This window comes from Pyxidicoccus sp. M6, assembly GCF_055568925.1.
Genome location: NZ_CM145714.1, coordinates 9,303,994 through 9,326,654 on the forward strand (window position 1 = coordinate 9,303,994; position 22,661 = coordinate 9,326,654).

Annotated in this window: 17 protein-coding genes; 10 read left to right on the forward strand and 7 right to left on the reverse strand. The window is 70.5% G+C overall.

All coding sequences use genetic code 11. From position 1 onward, the window contains the following. Positions 1-205: 205 nt before the first annotated feature. From ACVTJA_RS36485 to ACVTJA_RS36510, 6 genes are all read left to right on the forward strand, one after another. Positions 206-841, forward strand: a complete 636-nt coding sequence (locus ACVTJA_RS36485; protein ID WP_465826859.1) for a hypothetical protein — start codon at positions 206-208, stop codon at positions 839-841. 75 nt (positions 842-916) lie between these two features. After that, on the forward strand, positions 917-1,690 hold the full coding sequence (locus ACVTJA_RS36490; RefSeq protein WP_465826860.1) for an alpha/beta hydrolase: 774 nt from the start codon (positions 917-919) through the stop codon (positions 1,688-1,690). 87 nt (positions 1,691-1,777) lie between these two features. After that, positions 1,778-2,764, forward strand: coding sequence for a DUF2278 family protein (locus tag ACVTJA_RS36495; RefSeq protein WP_465826862.1), 987 nt, complete (start codon positions 1,778-1,780; stop codon positions 2,762-2,764). A gap of 250 nt (positions 2,765-3,014) precedes the next feature. After that, a complete protein-coding gene (locus ACVTJA_RS36500) occupies positions 3,015-3,692 on the forward strand; it encodes a collagen-like protein (RefSeq protein WP_465826865.1) in 678 nt (225 codons plus the stop codon). 138 nt (positions 3,693-3,830) lie between these two features. Then, entirely contained in the window at positions 3,831-4,241 is a 411-nt protein-coding gene (locus ACVTJA_RS36505; RefSeq protein WP_465826868.1) for a hypothetical protein, read from the forward strand. Beyond that, positions 4,238-4,612, forward strand: a complete 375-nt coding sequence (locus ACVTJA_RS36510) for a hypothetical protein (RefSeq protein WP_465826871.1) — start codon at positions 4,238-4,240, stop codon at positions 4,610-4,612. The genes ACVTJA_RS36505 and ACVTJA_RS36510 overlap by 4 nt, the downstream gene beginning before the upstream one ends. 6 nt (positions 4,613-4,618) lie before the next feature. On the opposite strand, the gene ACVTJA_RS36515 is transcribed toward ACVTJA_RS36510, so the two are convergent. From ACVTJA_RS36515 to ACVTJA_RS36530, 4 genes are read right to left on the reverse strand one after another with little or no spacing between them, the layout of a single operon-like run. Further along, a complete protein-coding gene (locus ACVTJA_RS36515) occupies positions 4,619-6,121 on the reverse strand; it encodes a DUF4388 domain-containing protein (protein ID WP_465826874.1) in 1,503 nt (500 codons plus the stop codon). An 18-nt stretch (positions 6,122-6,139) separates the two neighbouring features. Then, the gene (locus ACVTJA_RS36520; protein ID WP_465826877.1) at positions 6,140-7,990 is read right to left on the reverse strand and encodes a GGDEF domain-containing protein; all 1,851 of its coding nucleotides are present in this window, start codon (positions 7,988-7,990) and stop codon (positions 6,140-6,142) included. Between the two features lie 41 nt (positions 7,991-8,031). After that, on the reverse strand, positions 8,032-8,883 hold the full coding sequence (gene dapF, locus ACVTJA_RS36525) for a diaminopimelate epimerase (RefSeq protein ID WP_465826881.1): 852 nt from the start codon (positions 8,881-8,883) through the stop codon (positions 8,032-8,034). A 24-nt stretch (positions 8,884-8,907) separates the two neighbouring features. Continuing rightward, the gene (locus tag ACVTJA_RS36530) at positions 8,908-14,829 is read right to left on the reverse strand and encodes a methyltransferase domain-containing protein (RefSeq protein ID WP_465826884.1); all 5,922 of its coding nucleotides are present in this window, start codon (positions 14,827-14,829) and stop codon (positions 8,908-8,910) included. A 104-nt stretch (positions 14,830-14,933) separates the two neighbouring features. Here ACVTJA_RS36530 and ACVTJA_RS36535 point away from each other — a divergent pair, with 104 nt between their 5' ends. The 4 genes from ACVTJA_RS36535 (at position 14,934) to ACVTJA_RS36550 (ending at position 20,206) form a co-directional block, all read left to right on the forward strand. Continuing rightward, on the forward strand, positions 14,934-15,722 hold the full coding sequence (locus ACVTJA_RS36535) for an IF-2 protein (protein WP_465826887.1): 789 nt from the start codon (positions 14,934-14,936) through the stop codon (positions 15,720-15,722). Positions 15,723-16,147: 425 nt separating this feature from the next. After that, positions 16,148-18,652 carry a ribonucleoside-diphosphate reductase subunit alpha gene (locus ACVTJA_RS36540; RefSeq protein ID WP_465826891.1) on the forward strand — a complete coding sequence of 835 codons (2,505 nt, stop codon included), beginning with the start codon at positions 16,148-16,150 and terminating at the stop codon, positions 18,650-18,652. Positions 18,653-18,777: 125 nt separating this feature from the next. Beyond that, on the forward strand, positions 18,778-19,788 hold the full coding sequence (locus ACVTJA_RS36545) for a ribonucleotide-diphosphate reductase subunit beta (RefSeq protein WP_465826895.1): 1,011 nt from the start codon (positions 18,778-18,780) through the stop codon (positions 19,786-19,788). A 244-nt stretch (positions 19,789-20,032) separates the two neighbouring features. After that, a complete protein-coding gene (locus tag ACVTJA_RS36550; protein WP_465826898.1) occupies positions 20,033-20,206 on the forward strand; it encodes a hypothetical protein in 174 nt (57 codons plus the stop codon). 57 nt (positions 20,207-20,263) lie between these two features. Here ACVTJA_RS36550 and ACVTJA_RS36555 read toward each other — a convergent pair whose 3' ends face one another. The 3 genes from ACVTJA_RS36555 to ACVTJA_RS36565 form a co-directional block, all read right to left on the reverse strand. Further along, positions 20,264-20,503 (reverse strand): DUF2188 domain-containing protein, encoded by a 240-nt coding sequence (locus ACVTJA_RS36555; RefSeq protein WP_465826901.1) that lies wholly within the window; start codon positions 20,501-20,503, stop codon positions 20,264-20,266. Between the two features lie 79 nt (positions 20,504-20,582). Then, positions 20,583-21,083, reverse strand: a complete 501-nt coding sequence (locus ACVTJA_RS36560; RefSeq protein ID WP_465826904.1) for a GNAT family N-acetyltransferase — start codon at positions 21,081-21,083, stop codon at positions 20,583-20,585. Positions 21,084-21,482: 399 nt separating this feature from the next. After that, complete coding sequence (locus ACVTJA_RS36565; RefSeq protein ID WP_465826907.1) at positions 21,483-22,655, reverse strand: hypothetical protein; 1,173 nt, start codon at positions 22,653-22,655, stop codon at positions 21,483-21,485. Positions 22,656-22,661 lie beyond the last annotated feature (6 nt).

A 22,661-nucleotide genomic window follows, 5' to 3' on the forward strand; every position in this document is an offset into this window, starting at 1 on the left:
GCGTCCGGCCTTGATACCTCTGTCGCGTCAATACCGCACGGCCTCTGTGTTTCAACGTGAGCTATTGGCTGACAGCCCCCGTGGGGGAGACACCCTGGGGGCCGTCCCGGCGCACGGACAAATGCAAAGAAATTCCCCTCGCTGCGGCTCATGCATGGAGCCGGAGACACGCTCCGATGCACCCACGGAGGAGAACTTCATCGTGATGACCTTGTTGCGAATGACGAACGTGTCGGTGGTCTGCATGGCCCTTCTGACCGCGTGCGGTGGCAGCGCGCCCGAGCCCGCGGAGTCCCAGCCCGCCTCGGCCAGCGCGCCGCTGCTTCCACCGAATGAGTGCATGGAGTGCGAACCCGGCGGTGGTGGCGGAGGCGGAGGCGGCGGGACGACCACCACGCAGGTGACCATCAACACCCTCCAGCCGCCCTCGGCCCCCTTTGGAATCACGCCCAACGTGCCGCTGGTCCCCTACTCCTCGGGTCGTCCGGAGGACAAGTGCCGCCAGTCCAGCTACGTCTCGGCCACCTTCCAGTCGCCCACCACCGCGAGCTCCACCATCTTCTTCACGGGCGTCGTGGCGCCGAGCACCAAGGCCACCTTCCACTTCTACAACGCGCAGGGCCAGCTGGTGCGGAGCCACGAGACGAACCACTCGCACGACAACTGCGTCATCATGCAGGAGCCGGAGACCACCACCGTCGGGCTCCCCGCGGGGACGTACCACGTCTATGCGTCGTTCTGGTTCATCGGCGTGTATCTGAATAGCGGCTGGTACTACAACGGCGGCTACGGGCCGCTGGCGTACACGAACCGGTACCTGGGCTCCATCACCGTCCAGTAGCGCCTCCGGCCGGGTGGGTTCCCACTGGCGGCGCGGGGCTCTATCTTCCGCGCCGCCGCCACCCCGCCGGAGCCCATGGGACACGTCCACATCATCCGAGACTTCGCCTCTCCCCTGGAGGGGCGCACGCGCACGGTCCGCATCTACACGCCGGATGCGTATGACGCCGCGCCCGGGCAGCGCTTCCCCGTGCTCTACATGCACGACGGGCAGAACGTCTTCGCCCATCCCGAGTCCGCGCTCTTCGACACCTGGTGCGCGAACCTCACGCTGGAGCGCCTCGTCTCCGAGGGCCGAATCGGGCCGTGGCTCATCGTGGCCGTGGACTCCACGAACGACCGCCTCGCCGAGTACTCGCCCTGGCCCGAGCCGCGCGGCAACATCCCCGCCCGCAGCGGCCCCTTCGTCCACTTCGTCGTCGACACGCTGAAGCCCTTCGTCGACCGCGTCTACCGCACGCGCCAGGAGCCCGAGTGGACCGGCATCATGGGCGCGTCGCTCGGCGGGCTCATGTCGCTGTACTTCGGCTGGAGGTACCCGGACCTCTTCGGCCGCATCGGCGCGCTGTCGCCCTCGGTGATGTGGGGCTGGGACAGGCTCTTCGGCGAGTGGACGTCCCATACGCGCAAGTGGTCGCGCATCTACCTGGACGCGGGCACGGATGAGGCGGTGGACCCGGTGGGCTACGTCATGCGCTACGGCCAGGCCACGAGCGACTTCCACCGCCACCTCCAGCACCTCGGCTACGCGGACCACGAACTGCGCCTCGTCCTGGAGCCCGGGGGCCAGCACCACGAGCGCGACTGGCAGCGGCGGCTCCCGGATGTCATGGGCTGGCTGTTGAGCTAGCCCACTGTCCGCTCGCCTGCCGTGCGCGAGCGGCACCTCACATTCCGCTCCGCTCCACTCCCTCCCCATGAACAGGAGGGTCCTCACATGCCGTTGAAGAACTATGGCGTCTTGAAGGGTGCGGCCATCGACCGGAAGCTGGGCTCGGGTCCAAGCCCCCACTACCAGGTGCGCATCGTCGCCAGCGACGTGCACTACCGCATCGCCGTCAACGTCAGCTCGAAGCTGCCTCCGTCCGACTTGATGTACGTCGTCGACGAGAACTTCCAACATCCCCTCGCCGAGGCGCTCGAAGCGCTGTCACCGGGCTTCACGGCCATTCCCCGCCGCTCAGGCGGACTGGCGCTCGACTTCGTCCGAGGCAACCTGTTCAAGAAGGAGGACATGAAGCCACTGCCGCCCAACATCCCCGGGCCGGACAACGACTTGAACGACAAGCTGGACCACTACTTCCAGCGCGCCATGCGTGACTCGCAGGCCATCGTCTATGCCTTTGGCGAGCCCTGGGGACCGGAGACCAACATTCCGGACAAGTATTTCGGCTTCAAGCCCGGCAACGGCATCCACGACATCCACATGAACCAGGGCAATGACCCATCCTTCGCCGACCAGGACGGCGTCTGGCAGGACGGAGGAGTGCTCATCCATCTGCCGTCGACGCAGCAGTGGGTCGGCATCTTCCTCGGCTTCCAGTCCCAGACGTGGCACACCGACGACGTGACGGGCCACGCGCTCGACATCCCCCAGCCCGAGAAGCACGACGGCGTGGTGCGCATCATCGCCGCGCTCGTCAACGACACGCGCTCGCCCGAGCGGGAGACCGTCACGCTCCTCAACACCTCGCCCGATACGGTGTCGCTCGACGGGTGGCAGCTCGTGGACAAGAACAAGCACATGCTGCCCTTGAGCGGAGACCTGCCGCCGGGCGCCACGAAGCTGACGCCGGTGACGAAGCCCCTGGAGCTGTCGAACAACGGCGGCATCCTCTCGCTCCTCGACAGCAAGGGCATCAAGGTGGACGGTGTCTCGTACGTGAAGGCGCAGGCCCGTCCCGGGTGGACCGTGGTCTTCTGATGCAAGGCATTGCTGCTCCCGTGGGTGGCGGATAGGGTCCGCCACCCCAAAAATCGGGAGCCGCATGTCACGACACCTTCGTTCCGCCCTCGTGCTTCTGTCCTGCTGTGCCCTCGCCGCCTGCTCCAAGGAAGGCCCCACCGGGCCCCAGGGGCCTCAAGGCCAGCAGGGCGTCCAGGGGCCTCAGGGGCCCCAAGGTCCACAGGGCTCGCAAGGCCCCCAGGGACCTGAAGGTCCCGCCGGTGGCCCCATGGGGCCGCAAGGTCCGCAGGGCCCTCAAGGCCTCCAGGGCCCAGCCGGGCCGCAGGGCCCCAAGGGCGACCCGGGCTCGCTGGGCCCCGCCATCTGCACGCCGGGCGAGAACTTCTGCGAGGGCAGCTCGCTCTGGGCCTGCACGAAGTCGGGCTCGGACGCGATTCGCACCGCGAAGTGCGCGGGCGGCTCGGCGACGAACCCCACCGGCTGCTTCAGCGACAACTGCCCTCCGGGTGATGCCGCCTGCTGCCGTCCCACGAAGCCCCTGTGCCGGTGGAACTTCACGAACCCGGCCAGTTCGGGCACGTACTACTCCGGCTTCCTGGACGGCGAGCTCGTGTGCACCACGCCGGCCCCGTGCACGGAGGCCAGCGCATTCGAGCTCCAGTTGTACCGCAACGGAGGGGGCCTGCAGTGCGGCACCGGGCTCAGCCACCTCTCCCTCCGGCTGCCACGCCCCATGGCCAACCCCGGTCAGGTCTTCACCCTGCCGGACGCGCGCGTGTCGCTGAGCCTCAACGCGTTCCAGAGCACCCGCTCCTGCGGCGCGTGGACGGGCACCATCACCTGGAGCTCGGAGGTGCCCTCCTGGAGCGTCACCATCGACGCCACGTGCAGCACGAGCGGGCGGACCGACATCCGCGTCACCGGCACCTGGAGCGGAGACCTCTGAGCCCCCACCGGAACAGCCGCACCGCCTGATGTGTTACGAAGGACTTCGGCACCAGGCAGGCGAGGGCCACGCGGGGAATCCTCCCGGTGTGGCCTCCCGCTCCAGCGGTGGTGGCGGCGGTGGCGTGAGAGCGGGTGAATGTTGTCGCATGCAACGAAGGCGCAGTCCCGGGAGTCGGGGCTCTTCCATCAGGACCTCAAGGCGCGGGTGGAGCAGTACCTGGAAGCGAGCGGTCGCTCCGCCCGCGACCTCCCCCGCATGTACGTAAAGACGGCGGTCATCCCTGGCTGGTTCGGGGCCTCGTACGCCTGGCTCGTCTTCGGGGCCACGAAGATGCCGCGGCCCGGGGGATGGAAGCTGGCCGGAGTGCTCGGCCTGACGCTGGCCACCGTGTTCCAGCTCGCGCACTGCGTGGAGGAGGCCGGCTTCACCGAGGTGCCGGAGCACGGCGACGTCTACCGGGTGAACCCAAGCGTGGGCGCGCCCCTGAAGAGCCACGTGCGCTGGCTCAAGCGCATGGGACAACCTGCCATCGAGGGTGCGGCATGAGTGATGAGACGGAGAAGGTCCGGTACGGGCGCGCGCAGAAGTTCCGCCTCTCCCCGAAGGGCACCGAGGCCGCGGCGTCGTACGCAGCCATGATTGAAGCGGCGAAGAGTGGCACCGGCCGCGCCCAGTTCGACGCGGCCCGCGCCGCGTGGGGTGCCTCGCTCGGCCTGCCCGCCGAGGATGGACTCTTCCTCGGGGAGTTCGCCGCGGGGGAGCGCACCATCGCGGAAGCAACGCGCAGCCTCGAGGACTGTGGCCCCACGGCGAAGGAGGTCAAGGCGGCCGTCGAGCGACTGCTGAAGCTGGGCATGCTCGAAGTCCCGACCGTTGCGGCGCCACCGACAGCGCCGGTGCCTCGCCGCTACTGGTGAGCGCGGCTATACCGCGGACGCGGTGAGCCGCTGCGCCTGCGTCACCCCGGGCAACGTGGGCGCGGGGTTGAGGGCCTGGACGAGCAGCGAGCGCAGCGCCTCGGACAGGTCGTCATTCACGCCCACCGCGCCCGCGGGTGCCCCTTGCAGCGCCGCGGGCACCTCGGCGCCCACCACCACCACGGGCATGCGCACCTCCCACGAGAGGTAGTGCGCCAGCCGCACGGCGGGCTCGGACACGTCGAGCAGCAGCGCGCCCACCGCGCCCGCCGTGAAGGGCCGCCACAGCGGGCGCGCCGCCTCGGCGGGGGGCAGCACGCAGAAGTCCAGGCGCAGCACCTCGCTCAGCACCAGCCGGCCCAGCGTGCCAAAGCCGCTCTTCACCGCGGTGGGCTCGGCGGACAGCGCCTCCAGCCCCGGCAGCCGCGCCATGATTCGCCGCGCCGCGCTCGCGCCGCTGCCGCAGATGAACACCTTCGCGGTGGCCACCTTCGCCGGCGCCGCCCGCGTGCGGAGGATGCGGCCGCGCAGCGCATGCACCTCCGCCGCGCCCAGCAATTCGCTGGCGCTCGCGTCCGCGCCGTCCGAGTCCGACGGCTTCGCCACGCCGCGCTGAATCAGCGCGGACAGCACGCTCAGCACTTCCAAATCGGTGGCGGGCGCCAGGTCCAGCACCTCGCCCAGCGCGCGCGGCTGGCGCAACAGGCCCACCACCTGCGCCGTCACCGGGTGCTGGTCCTGCGCCAGGTCCACGTCCGGCGCAAGCATCAGCCGCGTGTGGCGCGGCGGCAGGCCCGGCATCAGCCGGTTGACCTCGTCCGACTGCCGCATGCCTTCCAGCAGCGCGTCGTCCATGCCGCGGTTGATGCGGGGGCGCGCCTGGCTCGTGCCGGGCGAGAAGGTGAAGGTGCCGTCCATCCACGCCAGCAGGCGGAACAGCGCCTTCTCCCCTTCCACGCGCCCCAGCTTGGCATTCACGGGGCGCCCGTCGACGACGAAGATTTCGCCCCGGTCGTTGCCGCGCTCCAGCGCCAGCCGGCCGCTGCGCTTGTTCATGCCCAGCAGCTGCATCAGGTCCGGGATGCTGAGCTGGCTGAGCGAGCCTTCGATTTCCTGCTGCTCGCTCTTGAGGTCCTTGGCCGCCTCGTTGCGCCGGAAGATGTGCTCGATGCGGCTGAGCACCTCGTCCAGGTTGAAGGGCTTGCGCAGGTAGCCGTCGCGCAGGCCGCGCTGCCGGTCCGAGTCGAAGCTGGCGGTGGTGAGCACCACCGGGATGTCTTCCGTGCGCGGGTTGGTGCGCAGAATCTGGATGAAGGTCCGCGCGTCCAGCAGCCGGCAGCCCTCGTCGAAGAGCGTGAGGTCCGGGTGGCGCAGCACGGCGACTTCGAGCGCGCGCGAGCCGTCCGGCGCGTAGTGCACCTGGTAGCCCTTGGTGCGCAGCGCGCGCGACAGGGAGCGCACGGACTCGAGGTCGGGGTCGGCGATGAGAATCTTGCGGACCTGGGCCACGGTGGTTCCCCTCGCGCCTCAGTAGGGCTGCAGGTCGTACTCGGCCTGCAGCTTGGAGATGAGCCCGTCCACCACCGCGGTGTCCGAGGTATGGAAGCCCCAGGTCGCCCCGAGCCCGCGCCGCTGGATGAGCGCGTACGCGGCGTTCTCCGAGAGCCAGAGGATGAACTCGTGCCGCGTCACCCGGTCATCGCCCTCCAGGAAGACGGGCGTCAGCGCGGGGTGCGACTCCAGGTCCACGCGGCGGCCCAGCAGGTAGATGCGCGACGCCATGTCCGGCGGCGCCGACTCCAGCCCCGCGGCGATGGGCAAATCGGTGCGAATCTCCGGCCCGCCCACGTAGAGCAGGCCGCGCGAGCCCGGGTCTCTCATCAGCTCGCGGGCAATCTCCGCCTGCAATTCGTCGAAGAGGACGTCGGCCACCTTGCCTCGGCGGCTCGGCTCGGAGCGCTCGTCCACCGGCAGCTTGGGGCTGGTGGGCGTGCCGAGCAGCAGGTCCACCTCGTCCCAGAAGGGCAGCCCGTCCAGCATCAGCCGGCGCTGCAGCGAGGCACGGCGCTCGTCCATGCGGCGGCGGCAGCGGTGGACCAGCTCGTCGAAGTCCTCGCCGTCCTTGGGGAAGGTGCTCGCGCCACCGACGAGCGCCAGCGGCAGGCGCTGCTCCACGTCCTGCACCTCGGGCTCGTCGCGCACGGCGGCCACCGCGCGGCGCACGAACATCAGCGCGCCGAAGAAGTCCGTCTCCGGCAGCAGGAGGTAGAACTCCTGGTCGCTCGCCTTCGCGATGACGTCCGAGTCGCGAATGATCTTGCTGAGCGCGCGGATGATGCCGCGCACCGCCTTCTTCGCGTCCGATGCGCCCAGGCGCACGCGCACCAGTGGCAGGTTGTCGATGGAGAAGGTCAGCAGCGAGAAGGTCCGCCCGTAGCGGCGCGCCTTGTAGATTTCCTTCGACGCGTAGTCGGTGAAGTAGCTGAGGTTGTACGCCGCCGTCTCGCGATCTCTCAGGCCCAGCCGCTGGAGCGCGAGCATCCGCCGGCCGTTCTTCACGCCCACCGCCGCGAAGTCCGCGAGCACCTTCGCGTCGCGCGAGTGCTCCGGCCGGAAGTCCCCGGCCAGCGGGTCCGAGAGCTGCGCCAGCCCGACGATTTCGCCCGAGGCCAGCAGCGGCACGTACATCACCGCGGAGCGCTCGTCGCGCGCCTGCCACGGCTGGGCCTCGCGCAGCCGGCCGGAGAGCGGGCCCTCCGGGTTCATCTTCTCCGCGAGGAACTGCTTGTCGAGCAGGCCCCGGTACGCGCGCAGCACCAGGTCGCCCCGGTCGTCCATCACCCACAGCGCGGCGCTCTGCGCGTCACAGACGGCGCCCAGCTCCGCGATGATGCGCTCCTGGAGCCACTCCAGATCCGGATGGGACAGGAGCTCCAGGCAGCGCTGGTGCAGGTTGTGGAAGCGGGCGAACTCCAGGTTCTCGTCGCGGAGCTGCGCGCGCTCGCGGCGGAGGCTGGCGCGCTCCAGGGCGCGGCCCACGGACAGCAGCAGGTCCGCTTCGTCCACCGGCTTCGTGAGACAGTCCGCCGCGCCGGAGCGCAGCGCCATCTCCGAGCCGCGCACGTCGGTGCGCTGGCTGACGAGGATGACCTCCTGGTCGGGGTCTCTCTCTCGAAGGCGCGCGGTGAGCGCGAAGCCGTCCACGCCGGGCATCACCACGTCGGCGATGACGAGGTCGAACGGAGTGCGGGCCGCCTCCTCGAGCGCGACCGTTGCGTTCTCCACGGACACGACGCGGTGACCGTTGCGGGTGAGCATGTCGCTGGCGACTTGTCGGAAGAACAGGTCGTCGTCGACAAGGAGGATGGGACCGACCACGGCGCGTTCTGACCTGGGGCGAGGGGGAGGAACGCGGGAGGTTATCGGGGCGAGGGAAGCGCGACAACGCCTTCGAAGACAAACGCGACAGGACCCCGGAGGCGGATGTCGGACAGGTCGGTGGGCACGCGGATGCGCAGGTCTCCGCCCGGCAGCGTGACGCGCAGCCAGGCGTCCGCGGGCAGCCGCTTCGCCAGCACCGCCGCCACCGCCGACGCGCACGCGCCGGTGCCGCACGCCTGCGTCAGCCCGCAGCCCCGCTCCCAGACGACTACCGTGAGGCCGTCGGATTCCACGCGCACGAACTCCACGTTGGTGCGGTCGGGGAAGGACGGGTGCACTTCGAGCGCGGGGCCCAGGCGGGGGGCGTCCTCCAGCGGCTGGTCGAGGAGGACGAGGTGCGGGTTGCCCATGCTCACCGCGGAGCCGCGCAGCTCGGGGTGGCCCGGCAGGGGCAGGTCGAGGAACGGCTTGCCGGTGGCGCCCGAGGGCAGATTGGGCGCGACGAGGCGCGCGGGGCCCATGGAGATGTCCACGCCGACGACGCCGCCGTCGCCATAGCCGGGGACGCACGTGAGCACGCCTGCGCCCGTCTCCACGTCGATGCGGCCTGGGTTCTCGTCGGAGTGGTCCACCAGGTACTTCACCGCGCAGCGCAGGCCGTTGCCGCACATCTCCGCGATGCTGCCATCGGCGTTGTGCACCACCATGCGGGCCGCGGCCTGATTCGAGGGGAGGATGGAGAGCACCCCGTCCGCGCCGATGCCGAGGCGCCGGTCGCACATCCACCGCGACGTGGCGGCGTCGATGTCCACGCCGGTGCGGCGGCGGTCCAGGATGACGAAGTCGTTGCCCAGGCCCTGATACTTGAAGATGCGCTCGCGAGCGTCCACGGGCGCAATCCTAGCGGCGAGCCGTCACTCGCGCTCGTCTGGCTTCTTCGGAGTGGTGGCGGGCGGCAGGTCGAGCGCGGGCACGGCGGTACGGCCCGGAGGCTTCACCTGCGGAATCGTGGGCAGGCGGCCGGTCGAGCCCCCGGGCGCCGCGGGGGTACGGCGGGACAGCTCGTTCTTCACGGCGTTCAGCTCGGCGTTGGCGCGCTCGTAGATTTCCTGGACGGGGTTGGCGCCGGCCCGGGCGGCCTGCCTCCGCAGGGTGCCCAGCTCCGTCTCCTGGGCGGCGAGCTTCTTCTGGAGGTCGTCCACCACGGACTGGAGCTGCTCCATCTCCGCGGCCATCTCGAGCACGGCCTCGGGCTGGGCGGAGGCCTTGAGCTCCTCCACCTCGGCCTGGAGCTGCTTGCGCTCGGCCTCCAGCTCCGCGAGGCGGACCTGCTGCTCGCGGACGCGGGTCTCGAGGCGGGCTCGCTCGGCGCGGTCCTCCAGGAGGGACTGCTTCTCCGTGGTCAGGGTGCCAATCTGCTCCTTGAGGGCGGTGACTTCGGCGAGGAGCTTGTTGAGGCGCTCGGCGGAGCTGCCGTCGCGCTTCTGGAGCTGCTGGCGCGTCTCTTCGAGCGTCTGGGTGAGGCGCTCGCGCTCGGTGCGCTCGGTGTCGAGGATGCGGACGGCGTCGGTGGAGGCCGTTTCGAGGGCGGTGATGCGGCCCTCCAGGCGGACGCGGGCGGACTTGGCGACGGTGAGCTCGGACTGGAGGCGCTCGCGCTCGGAGGCGATGGCCGTGCGCTCGGCCTCGGCGCGGGACAGGCGCTCCTGCGTGGACTGGAGGGTGGCGGTGCTCTCGGAGGCGGTGGCCTCCAGGGCGGCCTTCTCGGATTCGAGGCGCGCGGTGGCGTCGGCGAGCTGCTGCGCCAGGGCGGCACGGTCCGTCTCTGCGCGAGCGGTGAGCTCGGCGAGCCGGGACTCCAGCGCGCTCCTGTCGGCCTCGGCGCGGGCGGTGACGTCGGAGAGCCGGGACTCCAGCTCGGAACGCTCGGCCTGGAAGCGCGAGGTGGCCTCCGCGAGCTCGGCGCGCTGCGCTTCGAGCTGGGCGGTGGTCTCCGTGAGGCGGGCCTCCACGTCGGAGCGCCAGGTCTCCGACTGGGCGGAGACTTGAGCGAGCCGGGCTTCCAGCTCCGCACGCTGGGCCTCATGTTGCGCGGTGGTCTCCGCGAGACGCGACTCCAGCTCGGTGCGCTGCGCCTCGTGCTGCGCCTTTGCCTGCGCGAGCTGTGTCTCCAGCTCGGCCTGACGCGCCTCGAACCGGGCGATGTCGGTCTGCCGCGTCTCCAGCTCGGCACGCTGGGCTTCGACTGTCGCGGTGATGTCCGCGAGCCGAGCCTCCAGCTCCGTCCGCGCAGCAGCCGCACCTTCCTGGGCCTCTGCGAGCCGTGCCTCCAACGCGGTGGCACGCTCCTGCTCGACGCGGGCCTCCTCGGTGGCACGCGTCAACTCGGCCTTCAGCGAATCGAGGGCGGCACGCTCGGCCTCCAGCGTGTTCTCCATCGCGTTGGCCTTGCCCGCGAAGCGCCGCGCCGTTTCGAGCTGCACCATGAGCAGCTCGGCGTTCTCCCGCTGACCGGCGAGCCGGTCCTGCGCGTCCACCAGCTCCGCGTCGAGCCGGGCAATGTGCATGCCCCGCTCGTGCAGGGCCGCCATGGCGCGCTGGAGCTCCGTGTTGAGGCGCATGATTTCCTGCCGCGCCGCCACCACGTGTCCCAGCTCCGCGCGCAGGGCCACCACCTCCTGCTGCGCGGCCTCCAAGGCAACGCGCGCCTCCTCCCGCTCGCGGGCGCGCTCCGTCTCCAGGGTCTCGATGTGGCGCTGCTGCCGCTCCGCGCGGATGAGCGCCTCCTCGACCTCCGCCTCCAGCGAATCCAGCTTCTTGCGCGACACCGACTCCTGCTGGGCCAGTGCCTCGCGAGCCTCGGCCAGGGCCTTCTCGTGGGCCGCCGCCGCCTCGGTGAGACGCCGGGCCTCGCCCTCCCCTGCCCCGACCTGCTCCCGCAGTTGAGCCACCTGCGCCTGGAGCTCCTGGAGGGACCAGTCGCGCTCGGAGAGCTGGGCCTCGGTGCCGCTCCGGGCCTTCTCCGCCTCGGCGAGGGACTCCTCCAGCGCCGCGCGGCGAGCAGCCTCCGCCTCCTGGGAGGACAGGGTCTCCGCGAGCCGGGCCTCCAGCCGCGCCACCGTGTCCTGGAGCACCTTCGCGGCCGCGCGCTCCTCTTCGAGGACGCGCTGCTGCTCGGCCATGACACGCTCGGCGGCCTCCAGGCGCTCCTGCCGCGCACGCTCGCGGGCGTCGGTGTCGGCGCGCAGCGACTCCAGCTCACTGCCCGTCTGGGAGCGCGCCTCCTGCTCCGCGGTCAGCGCGGCCTGGGCCCGGGCCAGCGCGGACTCCGCGTCCACGCGGGCGAGCTGTTCAGCCTCCAGCCGAGCACGGAGCTGCGCCAGTCCGGCCTCGCCCTCGCTGCGTCCCTGCCGCTCGGCCTCCAGCTCCGCGCGAGCCGAGGCCAGCACCTCGTCGAGCCGCGTACGCTCCTCGCGCTCGGCATCGAGCTGGGTCCGGGCCAGGGTGAGCGCGCCATCGAGCCCGGTGCGCGCCTCGCGCTCCCCCTGAAGGTCCGCGCGAGCCGAGGCCAGCGCGGACTCCAGTCGCGCACGCTCCTCGCGCTCCGTCTCCAGCGCCTCCTGCACCTCCGCGCGTGCCGTCTGGGCGCGGACGCGGCCTTCGCGCTCCGACTGGGCCTCGGCCTGGAGCCGGGTGACGACCTCGTCGGCCCCGAAGGCGCGCTCCCGCATCTCGGTGAGCTCGGCCTCCAGCCGCTCGCGATGCTCGCGCTCCGAGGCCAGGGCCTCCCGGGCCTCCGCCAGCGCCGCCTGGGAACGGGCCTCCAGCCGCTCGCGCTCCTCACGCGCTTCGACGAGCGACGCCTCGGCGCGGGTCCGCTGCTGCGCCTCGTCCTGGAAAGCCAGCTCCAGCTTGGAGCGCTGCTGGGCCTCATCCTGGAGCGTCAGCTCCAGCTTGGAGCGCTGCTGCGTCTCGTCCTGAAGTGTCAGCTCCAGCTTGGAGCGCTGCTGGGCCTCTTCCTGGAGCGTCAGCTCCAGCTTGGAGCGCTGCTGCGTCTCGGCCGCGAGTCCGGCCTCCGCCTCGGCCAGCGCCGCCGTGGCCCGAGCGTGCTTCTCTTCTTCGTCCCGCAGGCGCGCCTGGAGCTCCGCCGAAGCGGCCTCCGCGATGGCCCGAAGCCGGGCTTCTTCCTCGAACCGGGCCGAGCCCTGCCCCCGCTCCTCGCGCCAGGCCTGTGCCTCCTCGGCGATCCGAGCCCGCGCCGCCTCCGCGTCCGCCTCGGCCCGGGCCCGCTGCTCGGACTCCTGCTGGAGCCGCGCCTGCGTCTCCGCCAGTACCGACTCCCCGGCCTGGAGCCGCGCCTGTGCGTCCGCCAGCGCGGACTCCGCGGCGGCGCCACGCTGCGACTCGGCCTGGAGCCGCGCCTGCGCCTCGTCGAGCGCCGTCTCCACGCGGGTCCGCCGCTGGACCTCATCCTGGAGCTGGGCCTGCGCGTCCGCGAGCGCCGCCTCCCACCGGGCGCGCCGCTCCTGCTCGGTGGCCAGGGCCTCTCGCGCCTGTTCGAGCGCCTCGCGAGCCTCCGCCAGCGCCGTCTCCGCCCCGCCGCGCAGCTCGCGCTCCGCGTCCAGCTTCGCGCGCAGCGCCTCCAGCGCGGAGCCGGACTGCGCCCGTCCTTCGCGCTCGGACTCCAGCGTGGCGCGAGCCTCGGCCAGCGCCGTCTCCAATTCGGTGCGACGCCGCACCTCGGCGTCCAGCGCCTCGCGGGTGCTCGCCAGGGTGGCCTCGGCCTCGGCCAGCCTCCGAGCCGCGTCCTCCAGCTCCTCACGGGCCTGCCGCAGTGACTGCGCCGCCCGGGCCTCCGCGGCCTGCCGCTCCTCGTGCGCGGCCTGGAGGGCCGCCTCCATCTCCTGCCGCTGCGCCCGGACGCGAGAGGAGGACTCCGCCTCCAGCTCCACCACGCGCCGCACCAGCGCCTCGCGCTCCTCCTCCAGCTCCAGCCGCCGGGCCTCGCTGTCCGCCCGTGCCGCCGCCTCGTCGCGCGCCTTGCCGGCCAGCGACTCCGCCCGGGCCCGCGCCTCATCCAGCGCCTGCTCCAGCGACGCCAGCCGCTCCCGCAGCTCCGCGCGCTCACTCTCCAGCGCCTGCCCCAGCCGCGCCTCGGTCCGCGAGCGCTCCGCCTCGAGCGCCTCCACCCGCGCCGAGGCCTCGTGGAGCGACTCCTCCAGCCGCGCCGCCAGGGCCCGGGAAGCAGCCTCGCTGCTCGTCAGCGACTCCACCTCGCCGCGAAGCCGGCCTTCCGCCTCGCGAGACGCCGTCAGCTCCGTCTCCAGCCCACGCACCTCGGCCTGGAGCGCCTCCATCCGCGCCTCGGCCTCCTGGCGCGCGCCTTCCGCCGTGGCGGTCCGCAGCTTCGCGTCGGCCAGCTCCCGCGCCACGCGGGCCAGCTCGGCCTCCTTCACCGCCACCGCCGTGCCCGAGTCGCGCGACAGCTCTTCCGCCCGCGCCGACTCGGCCTTCAGGTGCTCCACGGCCGCCAGCGCCGCCGAGTACTGCTCGGCGATGCGAAGCTCCCGCTCGCGCGCGGCCTCCGCCGCCCGGCGCCGGTCCTCGGACAGCTCCACGGCGCGCTCCGCCGCCAGCCGGTCCTTCTCCCGGTCGATTCGCAGCGTGGACAGCTCGTCCTGGACCTCGCGCACCTGCGCGTACGCCTGCGTCAGCCGCTCGCGGGCCTCCTCCAGGGAGGCCACCGTCTCCTCGCGCCGGGCCCGCTCCAGCCGCAGCGTCTCCTGCGCGGCCAGCACCTGCACGCCCGCGTCCGCCTGGGCGCGCTGCGCGGCCTCCACCTCCAGCCGCTGCGCCGCGAGCCGGCGGTCCGCGTCCGCCAGCCGCTCCGAGGCCACCTGGAGCTCCATCTCCCGGCGGCGCAGCTTCCCGGTCAGGTCATCCCGCTCGCGCTGCGTCTCCTGGGTGCCGCGCGCCAGCTCCAGCTGCGCGGTGAGCTTCGCCACCTCGTTGCGCGCCGACTCCAACGTAGGCCGCAGCGAGGCCACCTCCGCCTCACGGTCCGACAGTTCCGCGCGGAGCTTCGTCAGCGACTCCTTCAGCCGCGCGCTGCGCTCCTCCCAGGACTTCGCGCGCGCCACCACCTCGTCCAGCTTGCCGCGGGTGAAGGCCAGCGGCTCGGGGGGCAGCTGCACCCACGTGGGGTCCACCACCCGCGCCGGCTCCTGCCCCGCCACCACCACGAAGTACGCGGCCTCGCTGCCGTTGACGAGGGTGCCGTCCACCTGGAGCCCCTCGCCCTTCTCGAAGGCGAGCTGGTAGCCCAGCACCGGCGACTGCGTGGCCACCTCCACATGCGGGAAGTGCGCCTTGAGCGCGTCCAGCAGCAGCCCGTACGTGGGCGGCACGCCCTCCTCGGGCTCCAGGAGCTGCGGCAGCGCCAGCCCCGCCACGTTGCGCAGGCCGCCCACGAGGAAGCCCTGCTTCGCCACCAGCCGCGACAGCTCCGCCAGCAGCTCCGGCGCCTTCACGTACGGCGCGAGGTCCGCCACCAGCACTACATCGAAGCTGCCCGCCTCGAAGTCGTCATAGACGTTGGCACGGAAGCGCAGCTGCGGGCCTCCGTGGGCCTTCTGCGCCGCCTCCACCGCCGACACATCCGCGTCGCAGGCCACGACGGCGCGCGCGCCGCGCTCGACGAGGAAGCGCGCGCTCTCGCCTCCGGTGGAGGCCACGGCGTCGACTTCCAGCACCCGGCGACGGGCGAAGAAGCTCTCCGCGAAGATGTACCGGGGCAGCAGTTCACTGGGCCCCATGCGGCGGAATGTGTGATGCATGGGTGTGTTCGGGGGTAGGAGTATAGCCGTGGGCGTCCGTGCCCCAAGTTAAGCGCCAGGGCCAGAAATCGGCCTCGCGCCTGTCCGTCAGGAGAGCAGGCGACATGAACGCATCGGGACAACAGGGATTCGGTTACCGGGCCAAGCGCACCTTCACGCGGCTCATCGTCTTCACCCTCATCCTCGGGTTGGGAGGCCTCGTCGTCTTCCTCCTCTCCCAGCTCAACGCGCGCACCTTCACCCTCGCCCTCCAGGACGGGCAGCTCGTGGTGATGAAGGGCCGCAGCGCGCCGGCCGGCTCCGTGCCCTACCGCCCCGGGGACCCGCGGCTGGCGGACGCCTATGCCCCCATCCCCGTGGAGGGCCAGGACGTCACCTCCCTGGTCCTGCGCAGCTTCACCGAGCGCGACGAGCTGGACCGCGCCCTCTTCCCCCTCCTGGAGAACCTGGCCCGCCCGCGCATCGCCTCGGACGAGCCCGCCAAGGTGGACCAGGGCCTCTACTACCTGCGCCGCGCCGAGAAGCTCTCCGGCATCACCGAGGAGCAGCGCCTGACGCTCCAGAAGCTCATGACGGACGTCGCCTACTACCAGGCCCGCCAGAAGCTGGAGGACGCCCGCAGGCTCGTCAGCGACGCCCTCACCCAGCTCAAGCTCGCCGCGGAGAGCCAGAGCCGCCACGCCCGCAGCGCCAACCAGATGCTCTCCGTCGTCACCCCGCCCGCCCGCGAGCTGGAGGAGGCCCTCCGCCGCGCCGTCCACACCCTCAGCGGCCCCCAGGGCGCCCCCGAGCAGCCTGCGCCCGAGACGCCCATCGCCCCACCTGCACCCACCCCGTCGGCGCCGCCCGAGATGCCCGTTCCGGCCGCCCCGGACGCGGGCGGGAACCCGTAAATCCAGCGCCTCGCCTGCCGCTCAGGTTGGATTTCAGGAGGCCCATACAACACGTCCCTGGGCATCTCACGGAGTGTCGTAATCACAACGTGACGAAACGTGTTGGAGATCGATCATAGATTGCAATGATCGTGCGCAGCCGGGCACTAGATCTCGCGTTGACACCTTCGATACCCCCCCATAGCTTGTGGCCGGTCGTCGGTGCCCCACCGGAGACAACGCCGTGACGCGGGGCTGAGGAGGGGTTGTGGGAATCTTGCGTACAGCAGCCGTCTGCCTCATACGTTGTCGCATTGTCCCGGCCCTCGTCAGACCGTAGACCTTCCTGAACATATTTCCAGTAGCGTGACCTGGGGACCGTCCCCCCGGGGCAGCCACCCGTGTGTCTGCCCAAGGGCCATGCCTTTGTCCGGAGTGAGCCGCTCGTGAACTTCGAAACGCCCGTGAAGCCCGCTGCCGCCAACCTGGCCGTCCCGCCCGCCACCAACGGACATGCGGTGCCGTCCGTGACTGCCACGCCAGCGCCAGTGCCCGCGGAGAACGCTCCGGCCGAGTTCACCTCCACCACGATGCGCGTGAAGAAGCGCAACGGCTCCAATGAGCCGGTGGACCTCAACAAGATTGTCCGCGCCGTGGGCCGCTGCTGCGTGGGCCTGCCCCGCGTGGACGTCATGCGCGTGGCCACGAAGACCATCTCCGGCCTCTACGACGGCGCCACCACGCGCGAGCTGGACAGCCTCTCCATCCAGACGGCCGCGGCCCTCATCGCCGAGGAGCCCGAGTACGGCCGCCTCTCCGCGCGCCTGCTCGCCGCCTTCATCCAGAAGGAGGTCAGCAACCAGGAGATCCACTCCTTCAGCCAGTCCATCGCCGCCGGCCACAAGCACGGCCTCATCGCGGACCGGCTGCTCCAGTTCGTTCAAGCCAACGCGCGCAAGCTCAACGCGGCCATCGACCCGTCGCGCAACGACCTCTTCGAGTACTTCGGCCTGCGCACCGTCTATGACCGGTACCTCCTGAAGAACCCGGTGACGCGCGAGGTGCTGGAGACGCCGCAGGAGTTCTTCCTCCGCGTGGCCTGCGCCCTCAGCGGCGACAACGCGCGCGAGGCGATTGAGCTCTACCGGCTGTTCAGCTCGCTGGAGTACATGCCCAGCTCGCCCACCCTGTTCAACTCGGGCACGCGCCACGAGCAGCTCTCCAGCTGCTTCCTGCTGGACTCGCCCGCGGACGAGCTGGACGCCATCTACAAGAAGTACTCGGACATCGCGATGCTGTCGAAGTTCTCCGGCGGCATCGGCGTGGGGTACCACCGCGTGCGCGCGCGCGGCTCGCTCATCCGCTCCACCAACGGCCACTCCAACGGCATCGTCCCCTGGCTGAAGACGCTGGACGCCTCCGTCGCCGCGGTGAATCAGGGCGGAAAGCGCAAGGGCGCGTGCTGCGTCTACCTGGAGTCGTGGCACGCGGACATCGAGGACTTCCTCGAGCTGCGTGACAACACGGGTGACGAGGCCCGCCGCACGCACAACCTGAACCTGGCCAACTGGGTGCCGGACCTCTTCATGAAGCGCGTGGAGGCGGACGGCGACTGGAGCCTGTTCGACCCGAAGGTGGTGCCCCACCTGACGGACCTGTACGGCGAGGCTTTCGACAAGGCCTACGCCGAGGCCGAGGCGAAGGGCCTGGCCATGCGCAAGGTGAAGGCGCGCGACCTCTACGCCCGGATGATGAAGACGCTGGCGCAGACGGGCAACGGCTGGATGACCTTCAAGGACATCAGCAACCGCAAGAGCAACCAGACGGGCAAGGATGGCAACGTCATCCACCTGTCCAACCTCTGCACCGAAATCCTGGAGGTGACGAGCCAGGGTGAGACGGCGGTGTGCAACCTGGGCTCGCTGAACCTGGGCCGCATGGTGGTGGACGGGAAGTTCGACTTCGAGCGCCTGCGCGCCAACGCGCACCTGGCCCTCAAGCAGTTGGACCGGGTCATCGACCTCAACTACTACCCCATCTCCCAGGCCGCCTCGTCCAACATGCGCTGGCGCCCGGTGGGCCTGGGCCTGATGGGCCTGCAGGACGTGTTCTTCCAGCTCCGCCTGCCCTTCGACGCGCCCGAGGCCCGCGCGCTGTCGAAGAAGATTTCGGAGGAGATCTACTACGCGGCGCTGTCCACCTCGTGCGAGCTGGCCGAGCAGTTCGGCGCACACCCCTCCTTCCCGGAGACGCGCGCGGCCAAGGGCGAGCTCCAGTTCGACGCCTGGGGCGTGGTGCCCGAGGACACGGCGCGCTGGGACGCGCTGCGTGAGCGCATCAAGAAGCACGGCCTGCGCAACTCGCTGATGATTGCCATTGCCCCCACCGCGACGATTGCGTCGATTGTGGGCTGCTACGAGTGCATCGAGCCGCAGGTGTCCAACCTGTTCAAGCGCGAGACGCTGTCCGGCGACTTCCTCCAGGTGAACCGCTACCTGGTGCGCGACCTCCAGGCGCTGGGGCTGTGGAACGAGAACATCCGCAACCGCATCAAGATGGCCGAGGGCAGCGTGCAGGACATCACCGAGCTGCCGGAGAACCTGCGTCAGGTGTACCGGACGGCCTGGGAGATTCCGATGCGCTCGCTCATCGACATGGGCGCGGACCGCGGGGCCTTCATCGACCAGAGCCAGTCGCTGAACCTGTTCGTGGAGACGCCGAACATCGGCAAGCTGTCGTCGATGTACTTCTACGCGTGGCAGAAGGGCCTGAAGACCACCTACTACCTGCGCTCGCGTCCGGCGACGCGGATTGCCAAGGCGACGGTGAGCGGGGCCGGCACCGGCACATCGATGCCTGCGACCCCTGTCCCGGTGGTGGCGAAGGCGACGGAGGCCGAGGCGGTGGCCTGCTCGCTGGAGAACCCCGAGGCATGCGAGGCGTGCCAGTAGGCCCGGCTCGCTGAAGCACCCGAGACGTGCGAGGCCCGCCACCCGGCCGGCCTCGCCGCGGTACGGACGTAGCGAAGGACTCGTAGGAAGCATCCCGCGCGCGCGGCGCAAGGAGCACCGAAGCAATGCTGCTGAACCCTGGACTGAACCTGACGCTGCGCCCGATGGCGTACCCGCAGTTCTTCGAGATGTACCGGAACGCCATCAAGAACACCTGGACGGTGGAGGAGGTGGACTTCTCCACGGACCTGGTGGACCTGCGGTCGAAGATGACGGACGCGGAGCGTCACCTCATCCACCGGCTGGTGGCGTTCTTCGCGACGGGTGACAGCATCGTCGGCAACAACCTGGTGCTGAACCTCTACAAGCACATCAACGCGCCCGAGGCGCGCATGTACCTGTCGCGCCAGCTCTTCGAGGAGGCGCTGCACGTCCAGTTCTACCTGACGCTGCTGGACACGTACGTGCCGGACCCGGCGGAGCGGGCGAAGGCCTTCGCGGCCATCGACAACATCCCCTCCATCCAGCGCAAGGCGCGCTTCTGCATGAAGTGGATGGACAGCATCCACGGGATGGATGCGCTGCACACGAAGGAGGACCGGCAGAAGTTCCTGCTGAACCTCATCTGCTTCGCGGGCTGCATCGAGGGGCTCTTCTTCTTCGCGGCGTTCGCCTACGTGTACTTCCTGCGCAGCAAGGGCCTGCTGAACGGCCTGGCGGCGGGGACGAACTGGGTGTTCCGCGACGAGAGCGCGCACATGGCGTTCGCCTTCGAGGCCATCCAGGTGGCGCGCAAGGAGGAGCCGGACCTCTTCGACGCGAAGATGGAGCGCGACGTGGAGCAGATGCTCCGCGAGGCGGTGGAGTGCGAGACGGGGTTCGCGCAGGACCTGCTGAGCGGCGGCGTGGCGGGCCTGTCCGTGCAGGACATGCGCGGCTACCTGGAGTACGTGGCGGACCAGCGCCTGCAGATGCTGGGCATCTCCCCGGTGTTCAAGACGAAGAACCCGCTGCACTTCATGGACCTGCAGGACGTGCAGGAGCTCACCAACTTCTTCGAGCGCCGCGTGTCCTCGTACCAGGTGGCCGTTGGTGTCGGCGCGGCGACGGACGTGGTGTTCGACGCGGCGTTCTGAGCCTTCCAGCGCAGGTCACACCTTCCGGCCCGGCCCTCCGCATCCAGGAGGACCGGGCCGTCTTGCTGGAGGCACCATGTTCCGCTCACTTCTCTCCAGCATGCGAGCTGCCAGAAAGCCTGGCGCGGCGGACAATGCGCAGCGGACCGGGAACACCGAAGCCGCCTTGCACGCCTACGCGGATGCGCTCGCGATACTCGGGGCACGGGGTATCGACCTGGAAGCTCCCTGGTGCCGTTCATCGGTGTCAGTGGCCCTCATTGGTTGCTGCCGGGCCGCGCAGGAGCTGGGTCGCAAGGCCGAGCTGCTGGCCACGCTGGTGCAATGGAGACCGTCCGTCCTCTCGTGGATGCACACGCCCATCACGCCTGTCCATCACCTCATCCGGGAGTTTCCCCCTCCGGTCTCCAGCAGCTGACTCCGGCCGGCCCCCACCCGATTCCCCCCGGTCCGGGTGGCCTGGCGGCCGGAGTCACTACCCCTTCGAATCGCGCGGGTCGTTCCCGTAGCTGTTCCGCTTCCCGATGCTGCCGTCGGCGTTGTGGATGAAGTGCTCCATCCGACGCTCCTGAGCGAGCTCCCGCCCCGCATCCACCGCGCGCTCCTTGAGACGGTGCTTGCTCGTCACCTTCCCCTTCACCTGGTTGATCCAGCCCGCGCCCTCCGGATTCGGGGTGGTATGCACGCCGCCGCCTCGGCTGATGTTCTTCGCCATGTGAGTGCCTCCTGCATGCCCGCCCTCGTGAGCGGACCTTGTGGTTGCAGGAATCAACGAGCACCCCGTGAGGCGGGATTTACGAGTCGCGCGGACCTGCGCCGCCGGACGAGAGGACTGTCGGGTGGAGGTCGCAGCGCATCACGTGACGGCGCGAGCCCGCGGTGCCGACCTCGCGAAAGCCCATCGCCTCGAACGTCCCGACGAAGCCCATGAAGCGATAACTGGGTGACTCGGGGTCGACGGGATACGCCTCCAGGCTGCGGGCGCCCCGCTTCCGCGCGTGCTCCATCGCCGCTTCGATGAGTTGCCGCGTGACACCCTGCCCTCGCACCACGCGCGAGACGAAGAAGCAGACCACGGACCAGACCGAGCCCGGTTCATCACCGGGTTCATCCACTCCGCCCAGGCCCGAGCGGAACGTCTCCCGAGGCGCAATCGAGCACCACGCCACGGGCTCATCGTCGAGGTAGCCGAGAATCCCCACCGGAACGCCCGAGCGCACGCGCTGCTCCATGGCGGCCCTGCGTCCCGCGCTGCCCAGCCGCTGTGCTTCTTGCGACGTCGCGCGCCAGACCATGCACCAGCAGTACTTGGGCCCGCCTCTGCTTTCGAACAGCCGCGCGAAGTCATCCCAGCGCTTCGCATCCACCTCGTGGAAGACGAGCTGGACCGGAGTCTCCGCGTCAGCGGGAACCGGACCTTCCGGATGCTTCGACCGGTCCGCGGTCTTTCTGCTCGGAGCCTTGCCCGATGAAGCCGGCGCTCTCGGAGTCTTCGTCCGCGTCGCGACCTTACGGCCCCGAGCCTTCGTCGATGGAGTTGCGCCCTTCGCAGGCGCCCGCCGTATCGCGGGCCGACGGCCCGGAGTCTTCCTCGAAGTCACCCGCCGCGTGGCCATGGCGCCTCCCGTGCCGGCATTGTGCCCTGCCCACCCTCATCGGGTGACCGGCCGTGGAGGCCAGCACCAGCGGTCGGCTCACTTCCGAACCGACGCCCCTGCCCCCATCTTTGCGAGCGTCGATTCCACCCAGTCCTTCCACGCTCGCGGGTCCTCGCCCAGGTCACGCCCCGCCAGGGCCTGCAGCGCGAGCAGGGCCCCCTCCCGGTCCGAGCGCGAACGCATCGTCACCATCTCCACCAGCAACGGCCCGGCGTCCCGCAGGGCGGCGTCCCGCAACGAGGCATCCTTCTCCACCAGCGCTCCGAGCAGGACCGAAGCCTTGTTCCGGTCCGCCAACGTCGGTCCATGCAGCGCGCGCACCACGGGCGCGAGCGGCACGAGCGCCTTCGAGGCCCCCCGCTGCGTCTGCCACAGTACGCGCATCGCGCCGTTGCGCACCGCACTGCTCGAATCTCGCAACGAGGGCAGCAGCGCCTCCGCGACCTCTTCCCGCGTGCGTCCATACGCGAGCAGGTAGGGCACCAGCGAGCGCCGGTACTCGTCCTTCTCGGTGCGAAGCACCTTCACCAGCGCCTCGAAGTGGGCCGGAACGCCGGTGATGAAGCGCGCCTCCAGGGGCGCGAGCTTGGGATGGTCGAAGCCCGTCCCGCAGTGGAAGGCCTTGCACGTTCCCTCCTCCCCCACGGGAAGTTCCCCCGCGAGGTACAGCGCTCCGGTCTGTTTCTCCAGGTCCGCCCAGGCAACGATGAGGCCGTCCGGGTCCTCCGGTGCACCGTCGGGAGCCGGAGCGAAGTCGATGCGCCACTCGTCCCCAACGTCCACGAGGTCCACTGTCACATACAGGACGTGGGTGTCCTCGTAGGTGGTGTAGCCGCACCCGACCTTCGCGAAGGAAAAGCGCGACAGGAGCCGCTCCTTGCCCTGCTTCATCTCACGGAAGAGCCCGCCATCCGCCAGGTCCACATCCCGGCCCTCGGGGACGCCGAAGACGGCGAGCACCTCGTCGCGCGAGTAACGACGGGAGCCGATGACCTCGACGCTCTCCAGCCGGTAGCGCGAGGACGGTGGCGACGCGGGGCTCGCTGCTGGCGACTGCGCGGGCTTCGTGGACGGAGCGGCCGTTGGGACCTCGGGAGAAGTCCTCTTGATGGCAGGAGCCGAGACACAGCCCGCCAGCAATGCCAGGGCAATCACCAGGATGCGGGCCCGCGTCATGACGCTCATCTCCAGCAACCCGAAAAGGTCCACGAGCAC